Annotated in this window: 6 protein-coding genes; 3 read left to right on the forward strand and 3 right to left on the reverse strand. The window is 59.2% G+C overall.

Going from position 1 to position 14461, the window contains the following annotated elements; translation table 11 throughout:
- Positions 1 to 660 precede the first annotated feature (660 nt).
- Complete coding sequence (locus ABRZ26_RS14330; protein WP_319604823.1) at positions 661 to 2148, forward strand: aminotransferase-like domain-containing protein; 1488 nt, start codon at positions 661 to 663, stop codon at positions 2146 to 2148.
- A gap of 163 nt (positions 2149 to 2311) precedes the next feature.
- Here the strand turns inward: ABRZ26_RS14330 and ABRZ26_RS14335 are convergent, their stop codons facing one another.
- Both ABRZ26_RS14335 and ABRZ26_RS14340 read right to left on the reverse strand, forming a co-directional pair.
- Positions 2312 to 2854: a PadR family transcriptional regulator gene (locus tag ABRZ26_RS14335; RefSeq protein ID WP_413556257.1), complete on the reverse strand. Its 543-nt coding sequence runs from the start codon at positions 2852 to 2854 to the stop codon at positions 2312 to 2314.
- 99 nt (positions 2855 to 2953) lie between these two features.
- Positions 2954 to 3685, reverse strand: a complete 732-nt coding sequence (locus tag ABRZ26_RS14340; protein WP_319604959.1) for a siderophore-interacting protein — start codon at positions 3683 to 3685, stop codon at positions 2954 to 2956.
- Between the two features lie 253 nt (positions 3686 to 3938).
- On the opposite strand from ABRZ26_RS14340, the gene ABRZ26_RS14345 reads away from it, so the two are divergent.
- On the forward strand, positions 3939 to 4901 hold the full coding sequence (locus ABRZ26_RS14345; RefSeq protein WP_319604960.1) for a D-2-hydroxyacid dehydrogenase family protein: 963 nt from the start codon (positions 3939 to 3941) through the stop codon (positions 4899 to 4901).
- Positions 4902 to 5084: 183 nt separating this feature from the next.
- Complete coding sequence (locus ABRZ26_RS14350; protein WP_319604824.1) at positions 5085 to 5477, forward strand: hypothetical protein; 393 nt, start codon at positions 5085 to 5087, stop codon at positions 5475 to 5477.
- Positions 5478 to 5698: 221 nt separating this feature from the next.
- Here the strand turns inward: ABRZ26_RS14350 and ABRZ26_RS14355 are convergent, their stop codons facing one another.
- A complete protein-coding gene (locus tag ABRZ26_RS14355; protein WP_319604825.1) occupies positions 5699 to 14281 on the reverse strand; it encodes a glycoside hydrolase family 94 protein in 8583 nt (2860 codons plus the stop codon).
- Between the last annotated feature and the right edge of the window lie 180 nt (positions 14282 to 14461).

Raw genomic sequence — 14461 nt, forward strand, 5'->3', positions numbered from 1 at the left:
ATAACGAGGTAGTGCCGGAGATAACGAGAGCGTAGATACCGATGGCGAGAGTACAGATCATCGCCTGCTCCCCGCCGACATTCCCGCAATTTTCTCCGCCGTCATTCTCGCGTAGGCGGGAATCTGCCGATGGCGGTTTATGGTTTCAGTGGGCGATCCCCGCCTACTGCCGCGGGGATGACGAGGTAATGGCGGAGATAATGAGAGCGTAGAGCAGATGCCGAGAGTACAGATCATCGCCTGCTCCCCGCCGACATTCCCGCAGTTTTCCCCGCCGTCATTCTCGCGTAAGCGGGAATCTGCCGATGGCGGTTTACGGTTTCAGTGGGCGATCCCCGCCTACTGCCGCGGGGATGACGTGGTAATGGCGGAGATAACGAGGTAATGGCGGGGATGACGAGATAATGGCGGAGATAATGAGAGCGTAGAGCAGATGCCGAGAGTACAGATCATCGCCTGCTCCCCGCCGACATTCCCGCAATTTTCTCCGCCGTCATTCTCGCGTAGGCGGGAATCTGCCGATGGCGGTTTATGGTTTCAGTGGGCGATCCCCGCCTACTGCCGCGGGGATGACGTGGTAATGGCGGAGATAACGAGGTAATAGCGAGGATGACCAAGTAGTGGCGGGGATGACGTGGTAATAGCGAGGATGACCAGGTAATGGCGGGGATGACGAAAGCGTGGACGCGACAAAAGCGCGTCATGGCGCATACGTCGAAACATAATCAGGAGGCGAATAACACGATGATTGACGGTATTTACCAACGTTGGGCCGCTTGTCTGCGTCAGCAAACGCAACGGCCCGCCTATCTGCTGATCGCCGATCTGATTGCCGATGGCGTCAACAGCGGCGAATTGCAGGCGCGCGACCGCCTTCCTCCCCTGCGCGATTTGGCGGTGACCTTATCGCTGAACTACACCACGGTGACGCGAGGCTATGCGGAGGCCAAAAAACGCGGTTTGATCGACTCCCGACCGGGGATGGGCAGTTTTATCCGGGGCAAAGTACCCGCCATCCCGCTGAGCAGCGGCAGCAGTTACGACATGACCATGAATTCGCCGATCGAACCGGAAGCGCCCGGCATCGCGGAGGCCATTCGTCAGGGCGCCCTCAATCTTTTCGCGCATAAGGATATATACAGCCTGCTGCGCTATCAGGACTTCGGCGGGACGATCGGCGATAAGGAAGCGGCGCTGATCTGGCTGGGTAAACGTCTGCCGCAAGCGGCGATGGATGAGGTGCTGGTCTGTCCGGGGATCCACAGCGTACTGGTCGGACTCTCCACGCTGCTGGGGCGCAAAGGCGGCGTGATTTGCGTCGGCAACCTGGTTTATCCCGGCCTGAAAGCTATCGCCAGCCAATTGGCTATCCCGCTACAGGCGCTGGAGTGCGATGGCGACGGCCCGCTGCCCCGCGCCTTCGAAAATCAATGCCAGACCAATAACGTCGGCGCGCTGTACCTCAACCCGACGATCAACAACCCCACCACCATTACGGTGCCGCTGCGACGTCGCGAATCGCTGGCCGATATCGCGCTGCGCTACAGCGTGCCGATTATTGAAGACGATGCCTACTCGGCCCTGCCTGAACACAGCATCGCTTCTTTCGCGGAGCTGGTGCCGGAACTAACCTGGCATGTCACCGGATTATCAAAATGTTTTGGCGCCGGCCTGCGCATCGCCTATGTCAAAGGGCCGGGAAAACGCGCCACCCAGCTGCTGGCCGGCGCGCTCAGGGCGTTAACCGTGATGTCCAGTCCGATCACCAATGCGCTGGCGACCCAGTGGATAGGCGACGGCACCGCCGATAGCGTGCTGGCGGCGATCCGTCACGAGGCGCGTCTGCGCCAGCAGTTAGCGGCCAGATATTTGCACAAGTTCCACTATCAGGCCGATAAAGACGGCTTTCACCTGTGGCTCCACTTGCCCAAACACGGACACTGGAACCCTTCCGATGTGGCGATCAGACTGCGCGAGCAAGGGGTCAGCGCGGTATCCAGCGCGGCGTTCAGCACCGATAATAATCCGCCCGCCGCGCTGAGGCTGTGTCTTGGCGGCGCATACAGCCGCCAACTGTGCGAGGAAAATCTGGCGACCGTGGCCGATTTGATGGAATACCCGGAGCACTTTACCAGCGGCGCGTTGTGAGAATCGTTGCCGTACGCCGATGTCCGTTCTCTTCTGGCGGGTACCATTGCAGGCAGCGTATCGTCACGCATCAAGCCGCGATCGACCAGCGCTGAGCGCAAGAGAAATTAATACGTCGCGGCGAAAAAGCGATCCGGCTGCACCATGCCATACAAAGAACGAATCAGCTACGCTCTATTTTTTTAGCCGCTTCGTCCATCGCATCGATAATCGCATGCAGCGTTTGCCGGGAAAGATCCTTTTGGGCGAGACGGGCGTTCAGCGCGGTTTTCATATTATTAATCGCGCGCTCCACCTCAGGAATGCTGCGGTTGTTCACCAGAATCGTCAGCGACGTTAACCGTTCAATAATCGCGGTCAAATCAGCCTGCTGCTGTTGCAGCAACGTCCGGCCCGGCTCCGCCAGCGTATAGGCTTTACGCGTGGCCCGCTCGTCCAGCGCATGAATATATCCCGCCTCTTCCAGCAGGGTGAGGCTGGGATAAATAATCCCCGGACTCGGCGCATATTCTCCTTTGGAGAGTTCCTCAACGGATTTGATCAATTCATAGCCATGCGCCGCGTTTTGCGACAAAAAGTGCAGGATCAGTAATCGGATATCATGGGCGTCCAGCATTTTATCGCGACGTTTTCTGCGCATGCCGCCGTGCGCCGAACGCCGTTGCTCATCGGATTGCCGTGCAGGGGAAGATTGCGGATGTTTCATTGCCAGTCTGAGCCAAAAGTTAGAAGGGGTTGACCGTCGTCCGCCGTTCGGCGAAGCGCAACACGGCGGACGACGTCCCGATAAATCAGGATGATAGCCTTATTTCTGGTGCCAGTAGGCGACCGCCCGAACGAAGTCGGCGTCGCGTTTGCGCTGCCCGATGAAATAGTCGCTCAACGCTTTTACCGATTCGCCTTCGCCGGTCAGCCAGATGAAATAGTCCTCATCGGGCAGCGAAATATCATCCAGCGCCGCGATCAGGTTCGTCAGGTTTTGCGGCTGCATATTGCCGCTGCCCAGCCAGTTGACCGTCACGCCGCTGAGATCGCCGAGATAATCGCGCCCGATGGCTTCATCGGTAAAGGCAAACAACTGAATAGCGTCAGCCTGAATATCCGGCAAACGACGCTTAAACGCCGGCAGACCGCTTTCATCGCAGACATAGAGCTGAAAAGCATAATCCGTCGGCACAACCAGCGAACCGCGCGGCCCGCCCGCCACCAGATTATCGCCCGGCTGAGCCTGCGCGGCCCAGTTGCTGGCGACGCCGCCCTGATGGATGAAAAAATCAATCGTCAGGCTCTTTTGCCGCGGGTCGAAATAGAGCGGCGTGTAATCACGCGCGGCTGGCCGCGCGCCCGCTTTCCAGGTCACGCCCTGCTCGCTCACCTCGGGCAGATGCAGCACCCCGGTATCCGGATCGGGGAAAAAGACTTTGATATGGTCGTCGAAACCCAGCGAGATAAAGTCCGCCAGCGCTTCCCCGCCAAATTCAATGCGGTAAAAGCTGTCCGCGACCTTTTGCTTGCTGACCACTTCAATGGATCGCATGCTGAGTCCGTTATGCACGCGTTGTGGAATACGGCTGTTTTTGTCATTGCTGTTACGCAAAATCGTTCTCCTTGGTTCGGCTTGCAGGCGCCATGCTGGTTTGTCCTATAAAATATATTCATGATATATCTTAAGTGCAAGCAATAAAAAAGCGATCCCGGCGTTTTCCCGCACTGTTGGATTGCCGACATTGATGCTATAACCCTTGTTCAGGTTTCCTCTGTTGTCGATAAGGTATTCCATGTCCGCCCCGATACCCTTGCAATGCCGCATTATTGATGATTACCAGAACGTCGCATTGTCGTTCGCCGATTGGTCGGCGCTGGCGCCCCAGGTGGAATGCCGCGCGCTGACGCGCCGCATTGACGATGAAGATCAACTGGCCGCCGAACTGGCCGAGGCGGACATTATCGTGATTATGCGCGAACGTACGCCGTTTACCGCCGCGCTATTCGCCCGCCTGCCGCGATTAAAACTGCTGGTCACCTCCGGCATGCGTAACGCCGCCGTCGATCTGGCGGCGGCCAAGGCCCACGGCGTGACCGTGTGCGGTACGGACAGCGGATCGGCGGCGCCGGTGGAACTCGCCTGGGCGCTGATCCTCGGGCTGGCCCGGCATCTGATAAGCGAAAATCTGGCGCTACGCCGGAACGGCCCCTGGCAAAGCACCGTCGGCATCGGTCTGAGCGGCAAGCGACTGGGATTGCTGGGATTAGGCAAAACCGGCCGGCGCATGGCGCGCATTGCGCTGGCCTTTGGCATGGAGGTCAGCGCCTGGAGCCGGAATCTGACCGCAGAGGACGCCGCAAGTGTTGGGGTTACGCTTGCCGCCTCGAAGGAAGCGCTGCTGAGCGACAGCGACATCGTGTCGATTCATCTGGTGCTTAGCGAACGCACGCGCGGCCTGCTCGGCGCGGCGGAGCTGGCGCGGATGAAACCCTCGGCGCTGCTGATTAACACCTCGCGGGCGGCGATTGTCGATCAATCCGCCCTGCTGCACGCGCTGCGCGCGGGAAACATTGCCGGCGCCGGGCTGGACGTTTTCGACAGCGAGCCGTTGCCCGCCGATCACCCGTTGCGCACGCTGCCCAATGTGCTGGCGACGCCGCACCTCGGCTATGTCGCCGACGATAATTACCGCATCTATTTCACGCAGGCGGTGGAAGATATTCAGGCGTTTCTGGCGGGAACGCCGCTGCGTGTGTTGGGGGCGTGATTAGGGTTGATCGGCAACGTAAACCGCCCTACCATTGAAAGACCATAGGCAAACTGTTTTTTACCAGGGATGGACAACATCATGAATTGTGAAGATTTATTTACCGAAAAATGCCGCGAATTAAAATATTCTCACGAAGAGATTGTTACACAAAGAAAGTTAATCGCTGACGAATATGCGAAAATGAAAAATAAAACCTTTTCCATTTTCGCTCTGCTCGCCAATAACCAAATTGAGTTAAAGCCGATAAAACGGGTGTTTTATAAGTCGAAATTTATCTGGCCGACGATTTTTGGTCTATGCGGTATTATCGTCACGTTATTTAATGCCTTCACCAGACCCTACGCCGCATTGTATTTTGGCCCGGTTGAAGTGCAAATGTATGAAGCCACCCTATTTTCCGCACTGCTTTTAATAACGTCTTACCCGGTGACCATCCGCAGTTTTAATCAGCATATGGAACGCCATCCGCAGGACGGCTTGGGGAAAAACCTGGTCAGATTTCTGCGTCTGTTTCTGCTCCCGGCGCTGATATTCATTGGTTATCTGCTGTATCGCAATCATCTGCTCGGCTGATTTTTCATGCTGGCCGACGCCGGTTCCTCAAGACGACAGGATTATTTCCGGTGCTTAGCCGTTCAAGCGCAATCGGCATCTCTTCTGCACGATTGCGCTAAAATAGACGTTCAGCACTTTTAACGACTCGTCTCGCCAGTCAGCCAGAAAACAGAGTCCTTGTCTGGTTCCTGGCTGAACGATCAAGACCCTGTGTCGCGCTTCAGAGATAGCCCCCATATTTATAACGTCAGCCTGATATGGTGATCGCCCTCTGCTAATTCAATTTGTACTTTTTCGTCGTTAATCAAGACGACTTTATCATCCAGCGTTGCCTGCGATATTCCCCGGCAGCGGTGATTTTCATTCACCACGCTGACCAGATAGCGGCATTCCCCCAGAACAATACTGGCCTCGAAACCCGGCCAATAGTCCGGAATACAGGGAGAAAGCAGCAATAGCTGACCTTCGCGCCTTATCCCCAGAATGCCCTCAATGCCCGAGCGGTACAGCCAGCCGGCCGAGCCGGTGTACCAGGTCCAGCCGCCCCGGCCGCTATGGGGCGCGACGGAATAGACATCGGCGGCGATGACGTAAGGCTCGACGCGGTAGCGGGCAATCTGCTCCGGCGTCGCGCCGTGATTGATCGGGTTAAGCAGGGAAAACAGCGCGCCGGCCTTGTTGCCCTGGCCCAATTGGGCAAACGCCAGCACCGACCAAATCGCGCCGTGGGTGTACTGTCCGCCGTTTTCCCGCAGACCGGGCGGATAACCTTTGATGTAACCGGGATCCTGCGCGGTGCGATCGAACGGCGGCGTGAACAGCAGCGCCAGACCATCATGCGGGCGAATCAAATGTTCTTCCAGAGAGGCCATCGCCGTCGCCGCGCGCGCGGGATCGCCGGCGCCGGAAAGCACCGCCCAGGATTGCGCAATCGCATCAATGGCGCACTCGTCATTGAGATGGCTGCCAAGCCAACTGCCGTCGTCGAAGGTCGCGCGCCGATACCAGGCGCCGTCCCAGGCCGACCGTTCAATGGCCTGGCGCACCGACTCGGCGTGACGGCGCCAGCGCGCGGCGCGCGCGGGGTCGCGCTCATCCGCCAGCGGCGCGAAGATAGCGATGGTGCGAATCAGCAGCCAGCCAAGCCAGACGCTCTCCCCTTTGCCGCCTTCGCCGACGCGGTTCATGCCATCGTTCCAGTCGCCCCCGCCGATAAGCGGTAAACCGTTGGCGCCGGTCAGCGACAGACACTGATCCAGGCCGCGCGCGCAGTGTTCGAACAACGAAGCCGATTCCTCTGACGGCATCGGTTGGAAGAACGCGTCATGTTCACCCGGCGCGACGGGCGGCCCCTCAAGAAAAGCAATGGGTTCATCAAGCACCGCGCGATCCTGACTGGTCTGCACATAGGTTGCGGCGGCGAATGCCAGCCAGACGCGGTCGTCGGAGATATGCGTTCTGACCCCGGCGCCGGTATGGGGCAGCCACCAGTGCTGCACGTCGCCCTCGGCAAACTGTCGTCCGGCGGCGCGCAGCAGATGACGGCGCGTCTCCTGCGGACGGGAAAAGGTTAACGCCATGCCGTCCTGGAGCTGGTCGCGGAAACCGTAGGCGCCGCTGGCCTGATAAAACCCGCAGCGAGCCTGAATACGGCATGACAATGTCTGATAAAGCAACCAGCCATTGAGCATGATGTCCATCGACCTGTCCGGCGTGGTGACCTGTACCGCGCCCGTCACCGCCGCCCAATGCGCTTCAACGCCGCTCAGCACCTGGTCAAGATCGATTTCCCGGTATTTTTCAATCAGATTGACGGCCAGCGCCGTAGAGGCTTCCTGACCGATAAACCAGACGATCTCCGCCTGTTCTCCGGGCGCGATGCTGATGTGCGTTTGCAATGCGCTACAGGGATCGCGTCCGGCCGCCGTCTCGCCGGACAGCCGGGTGTTCTCCACCAGCGCGGCCGGCGCCTGCATATCGCCGTTTCGTCCCAGAAACTCGGTTCGATCGGTGGTAAACGACGACTGCCAGCCGGATAAATCGGCGAAACCGACCCGACCGGGGAAACCGCCCGACCAGGGATTATGGACCAGCATCGCCCCGGTTTGCGGCTCCACGCTGCTCAGCAGATAAGGCGCATTGGCGCTGCGCGACGCGCCCAGCACCCATTCGGCATAAGCGGTAATGGTCAATTGGCGCGCCTGCGTCGACCTATTATGCAGACGCAGACGCGATATCTTGATTGCGTCCGTCAGCGGGACGAACTGCAATAAATCCAGTTCAATGCCGTTGGCGTGATGGCTAAAGCGGCTATAGCCGAAGCCGTGGCGGGCTATGTAGCGCCCGCCGTCGTTGATCGGCCATGCGGTCGGCGTCCACAGCATGCCGCTGGCGTCGTCATGCACGTACAGCGCCTCGCCGCCGGGATCGATCACCGCGTCGTTTCCCCAGGGCGTGAGCTGATTTTCACGACTGTTTTCCGCCCAGGTATAGCCGCTGCCCTGCGCCGATACCTGAAACCCGAACGTCGGATTGGCGATAACATTGATCCACGGCGCGGGCGTGGCGCGTTCGGCATCAAGCACCGTGACATATTCGCGCCCCTGACGGGCGAATCCGCCGATACCGTTAAAAAACTCCAGTCCCTCGGGCAACGGCGTCCGGGCGGGAGCGCCCGCTTGCAACGCGCGAGACGGACGCGATAGCGGCGGCGAATAAGGGATTAATTCCAACTGACGCGCCAGCAGTCCGCGCCGGGCGGTGAGCGAAACCCGGGCGACCGATAACAGCAGCGCCCGCGCTGGCGCCGACATGAGATCGGCGCGCAACGCATAGACTTCGCCGCGCGTTGAGACGCCGCCCAGACGCGGCCTTGACTGACTGCTGCGGATCGCCGTTTCAATGGCGATCTGTAAATCCTGAATATAGGAAGATGCGCGTTCGTTAACGATCACCAGATCCACATTCAGCAGCTTCATACGCCAGTATTCATGCGCCCTCAGTAGCTGATGAACCTGCGCCATATCGCCGATATCATCGATGCGCAGCAGCACAATGGGCAGATCGCCCGAGATGGACATCGGCCACAGGCCGGATTGCACGCCCGCCCCTTCTACGATCAGTTCCGGCAAAGCGCGGAAACGCGGATCGGCATAGATCACCGCCGCCGCCAGACGCTGAAAGTCGGCGGCTTCTTCCGCCTTCACGCCCAGATGGCGCAACTGCACCTGCGCCTGCGTCCAGGCAAAGGTTTTATCACGTTCATAGGCGCTGCGATCGTAGTGTTTATCTATCACGTCGATCAGCTCGTCACGCGACGCCGCCACCACGGTCCAAAAAGCCAGACGAAGGGTCTTGCCGGCAGGAACGCGCACCTGCTGACGCAGCGAGAAAATCGGATCAAGCACGGTTCCGGTGGTGCCGGACAACGGCTGACGGCCTGAAATCGCATCCGCGTTCATCACCGACTTGCCGCGACCGATAAAGCGCGCCCGGTCCGACTCATACTGCATTTTTCCGCCGACAGTGCCTTCCAGCACCACGAAATGCGCGGCCCACACCGGCTGCTCGCCCGGCGTTCTGGGGCGCCGGGTGGCGATCAGCGCGGAGAATTCATCCAGATATTCCGTTTGCACAAACAGCCGGGAGAACGCGGTGTGGGCGCTATCGGCGGCGGGCGTCGCCAGCACGATTTCCGCATAGGAGGTCAGCTCGATATCGCGCTGTCGCCGTCCGCTGTTGGTCAGGGTTACCCGTCGAACCTCGCCGTCGCTTTCGCCGGAGACCAGCACATCCATCTTGGTGGTCAGTGATTTTTCATGGCGGATAAAGGAAGCGCGGTCTTCGCCGAACACCACATCATAGCGGTGCATCGGCACGCCGATTTTGCTGCCGATGATACCGGACGGCACCGGTAAATTTCCCGGCGATTCGCTTAACTGACGCTGCTCGCCGGCAGACCAGATCCTGCCGCTGCGAACGTCCCGCAACAGCACGAAGCTCCCCCAGTTGTCGCGCGTCGCATCTTCCTGCCAGCGGGTAATCGCCAGCTCGCGCCAGCGGCTATAGCCGGAACCGGTGGTGGTCAGCATCACGGCGTAACGGCCGTTGGAAAGTAAATGAGTGATGGGCGCGCCGGACGGCGTGGCGGAAAAGCAGCGCAGAGTGGCGGCCTCATTGCGGTTTTCTCCTGCGCCGACTTTCACATCCTCAGGCTGCGGTTCGGCAATGGCGACATGCGCGGGCAGATTTTCCTGCAACAACAACTCGCAAGATTGAATCACCGGCTCGCGGTGAAAACGGCTGCGCATCTTGCCGTCGTGCAGGGTGTTGGCCAGGGCGACCAGCGTCATTCCCTGATGGTGCGCCATAAAGCTATAAACAATGACCTGCTTTTGATTCTCCGGCAGACGCGAAGGGGTGAAATCCAGCGCTTCATAAAAACCATAGCGGCCGCAAGCGCCCATCGCCGCCAGACGCTCATAGTTTCGACAGGCGGCCAGCGGATCCACCATCGCCGCCAGACCGGTGGCATAGGGCGCGATCACCAGATTATCGGCAAGACCGCGCTTTAGCCCAAGACCGGGTACGCCAAAATTGGAATACTGATAGGTAAAGTCTATATCACGGGCGTTATACGCCGACTCGGAAATGCCCCAGGGAACCGATAACGAGCGACCATATGCCTGCTGCTGAGCGACAATCAGACGCGTCGTCTGTTCCAGCAGACTACCCACCGGCGCGTGCATCACCAATGACGGCATCAGGTATTCGAACATCGAACCCGACCAGGACATCAACACCGAACCGCGCCCGGTCATCACCGACGCACGCCCCAGCCGGAACCAGTGACGCGTGCCGGCATCGCCTTTGGCGATGGCGAACAGGCTGGCTAAGCGCGCTTCAGAGGCCAGCAAATCATAACAACTGGCATCCAGTTGATTTTCCAGGGTTAAATAACCGATCGACAACAGCTTGCGCTCAGGATCGATCAGAAACGCGAAGTCCATTTCCATCGCCAGCGCGCGCGAACGAAACGCCAGATCCTGCAAACGCACCACCAGCGCATAGCGCGCGGCGGCGGAATCGTCGTGCTCGCGCTGATGCGCCGTCAGCATATCGCGGGCGGCGTTCAGCCAGAAAAGCGGTTCGACTGCGGCCTGATCGTCCGCAGGCGGCAACAGCGCCTGCGTCTGTCGCAACAGGTGGTCAAGTTGCAGCACCGATTCCGATAACAGGCGTTCCGGCGGCAGTTTACTTCCCAGCAAGGCGTCTATTTTGCCTAACCGCTGGCGTAGCGAAAGATCGCCCTGCGTTTCACGATGCAGTGCCATAGACTCGCGGATCAACTGGAGATGATCGGCCAGCGGCGTGCGAATATCCCTGACCCAGCTCTCCTCCTGCCATAGCTCGCAGCTATTCGCCAAAACAATCAGATTACCCGCCAGGTTGCCGCTATCCACAGAAGAGACATAGGCCGGCAACAGCGTCTGAAGATCCCGCGTGTCATACCAGTTAAAAAAATGGCCGCGGAAACGCGGCAAGCGATCCAGGGTGTTTAACGTCGCTTCCAGCCGTTCGACCACATTCGCCATCGCGATCCAGCCGAAATCGCGCGCCGCCACGGTGGAAAGCAGATACAGACCGATATTGGTCGGCGAGGTGCGATGCGCGATAACCGGTTTCGGCTGTTCCTGAAAATTATCCGGCGGCAGGTAATGTTCGAGGGGGGTGACAAAGGTTTCAAAAAAACGCCAGGTTCGCCGTGCGGTTAATCGCAAGGCGCGTTTATCAACCTCGCCGATTTTTTCCTGACGCGTCATGGATGGTTGCCGGCTGACCCACAGCGCCAGCGCCGGCGCCGCCAGCCATAACAACGCCAACGGCAGCCAAAGCGGCCAGTTCGCCGGCGACAGCGTCAGCGCACATCCCGCTACCGCCAGACTCAGCAACAAGCCGCCAGCCATTCGCCGGTAAAAACCCGTCAGCGTCAGCCGCGGATCGCGCCCCGACTGCGCCGCGGTGGTCCACTCCAGCAAATGCCGTCGGGTAATCGTCAAGCGGACCAACGTGCGAATCAACGCATCAAGCGCCCGCCAGCTATGATCGGCCAGAAACGCCAGAGAAAGAAAAATCTGCATTGCCGCCATCTTGAGATCGCTGAACAGGCGCCGCAGAGGACGACTTTGCTTAAACGGCTGCTGACGCGTTACGCCGCGCAGGCCGCGAGAAATGAAATCCCATAGCGCAGGCAGACAGGCGGGGAACGCCAGCACCAGCAGTACCAGCGCAAACCCTTTCCAGGCCAGCGTCAGCGGCAATACGCCGCAGAAAAACAACATCAATAGCAGGCTGGGCGCCAACAGCGAACGGCGTAAATTGTCGGTCATTTTCCAGCGGCCCAGCGCCGACAGATGCGCCACGTTGCCTGACGCCGTGCGCTTCAGTCCCAGGATCCACGGCAACAACTGCCAGTCGCCGCGCGTCCAGCGGTGTTGCCGCTTTACGATGACGTCATAGCGGGAGGGAAACGCCTCGACCAGTTCGACATCCGACGCCAGCCCCGAACGGGCATAGGTGCCTTCAAACAGATCGTGACTCAGCAGGCTGTTTTCCGGAATGCGGCCCTGTAGCGCGCGTTCGAAGGCATCGACATCGTAGATCCCTTTACCGGTGTAGGAACCGGCGCCGAACAGATCCTGATACACATCGGAGACCGATGCCTCATAGGGATTGATGCCGCCCGGCGAGGAGAAGATACGCTGATACAGCGAGCCTTCATGCCCGGCGGGCAGTGAGGGGGTAATGCGCGGTTGCAGAATGGCATAACCGGCGACGATATGTCGGCCGTCGTCATCCCAGCGCGGTCGATTGAGCGGGTGCGCCATTTTGCCGATCAATTTTAAGGCCGTATCTCTGGGTAAACGGGTATCGGCGTCCAGCGTAATCACATAGCGGACATCCGGAGGAACATGAACGGCCAGCCCGCCGACCGGGATAAAACTGGTATCGTCGGCGCCGCGCAACAGACGGTTAAGCTCATGCAGCTTGCCCCGTTTGCGTTCCCAGCCCATCCACAGATTTTCACTGCGATTGAACAACCGTTTACGGTGCAACAGTAAAAAACGATCGCCGGCGCCGTAGCGGGCATTGAGCCGCTGTATCGCGCCGGACGCCTGCGTCAGCATCTGTTGGTCGCCGTCCAGCTGTTCGCTGTCGGCATCGACGCCATCGGTCAATAAGGCAAAGGTGATATCCCCCTGGCCGCTGGATAAGTAATGCACCTCCAACTGTTCGACCTGTTGCAGAATATCCTGCTCGCTGGAAAGCAGCGTGGGTATCACCACCAGCGTTCGGCAATGCGTCGGGATGCCTTGCAGCAGTTCCAGCGCGGGCAGCGGAGACGCGCCGAATAGCCAGGCCGTCAGCCGGTTGACCCAGACGGTGGCGATTTCAGAAAATGGAATCAGACAGACGAAACCGATCCCTATCAGCCAGACGAGCGAAACGGCGGGAGACGACAAGACGACTAACGCGCCGGCGAGCAATAACGCGGTAAAAAAGCCGATGGCCGCCGCATAGCCGGCCATCCCCACGCGCAGTGAAAAACGGTTAACGTGCAGCAGCAGTTCGGGGCGAAAATCAATGACCTTTTCAAGCTGCGGACGCCCTTCCGCTATCAGGTAATAACCGGGTTCACGCCGCCGCCCTTCAGGATCGTCCGGCGATAACGAGGCGGGTACGCTCTGCGCCAGCAACAGCGCTTTTTCGGCAATATCCAGCTCGCTGCAAGGCGCCCGTCGGGCCAGTTGCTCAATGGCGCTGCGATATAAATTGCGCGAGGTGAAATCCATCTCGGCAAACGCGCTGCCGGCCCGCAAACGCGCATCCACCAGACTGACGCTTTCAAAAAACGTCGCCCAGTCGATATCGGAAATTAACCGCATGCTGGTAATGATATTGCGCACGGTGACATTCGACACGCCCAGACGCTGCTGCGCGTTTTGCACCACGTCGTCCATCGTACGCCCCTGTTGGCTCAGGCGCTGTTCCAGCCACCCCAGCGCCGGCGTGGTGCGCGGATCCTGATCGCGTAATCGCTTCACCAGTTGCGCCGCAAACGTCTCGGATAGCGGCGCATCATTATGACGCGCGATCTCCTTCGCCAATGCGGACTGTCCATCGCCCGCCAGCAGCAGACGGTTGGCGACCCGTTCGGCCTCGGCGCGAGCCTGACGCCCGACCGTCATCTGATCGGCCAGGCGACGCAAATTTTCTATCAGCACGATGCGCAGGGTAATGGCGACGGCCCAGAGTTCCCCGATGGTCAATGGCTGTACCCCCTGATACGCCATGATGAAACGGCGCAATGCTTCAGGATCGACATGGCTGTCGGTGTGGGCAATGAACGCCCAGACCAGACCGAAGACCCGCGGATAACCGGCAAATGGCCCCTGCGATAACTTCGGCAGTTGTTGGTAATAGCGCGGCGGAAGATCTTCTCGGATTTCACGGATCTGAGCCGACACCAGATGATAGTTATCCAGTAACCATTCCGCCGCCGGCACCACGCTGCCGCCCTTTTCCAGTTCAGCGGCGCTGGCGCGATACGCGGTCAGTAACACCTTGGCGTTATCGTCCAAACGATGGTGCAAAGACAGCACGGCGGGCGGCGAGAGCGTCACCGGCTGAGCCTCCGCCAGCGTGCGGCCGTGTTGTTCCAGGCGCTCCATGCCGAACAGCTCGCCTCTTACCGGTAAAATGTCATGCCAGGGCGATGGGGATCGACGCAAAAAATTCAGCACGCGGGGAAATATTGTCATAATCGCCTTTTCGCCTGAACGCAAAATCCGCGCAGGCGGTATTGAAGGTAACGTCCAGAAAGCTGGCAGACCTTATTGGCGCAGGAATGTCGGCGCTTATATCTTGGAAAAACACCCTTGTTGCGCCGGTCCGGCGCGGGTATCGGGAAAGGGAGAAGGCGGGAGGCCCAATCGGTTTTA

The sequence above is a fragment of the Brenneria sp. L4-2C genome (assembly GCF_040240335.1).
In the GTDB taxonomy this organism is placed as follows: Bacteria; Pseudomonadota; Gammaproteobacteria; order Enterobacterales; family Enterobacteriaceae; genus Brenneria.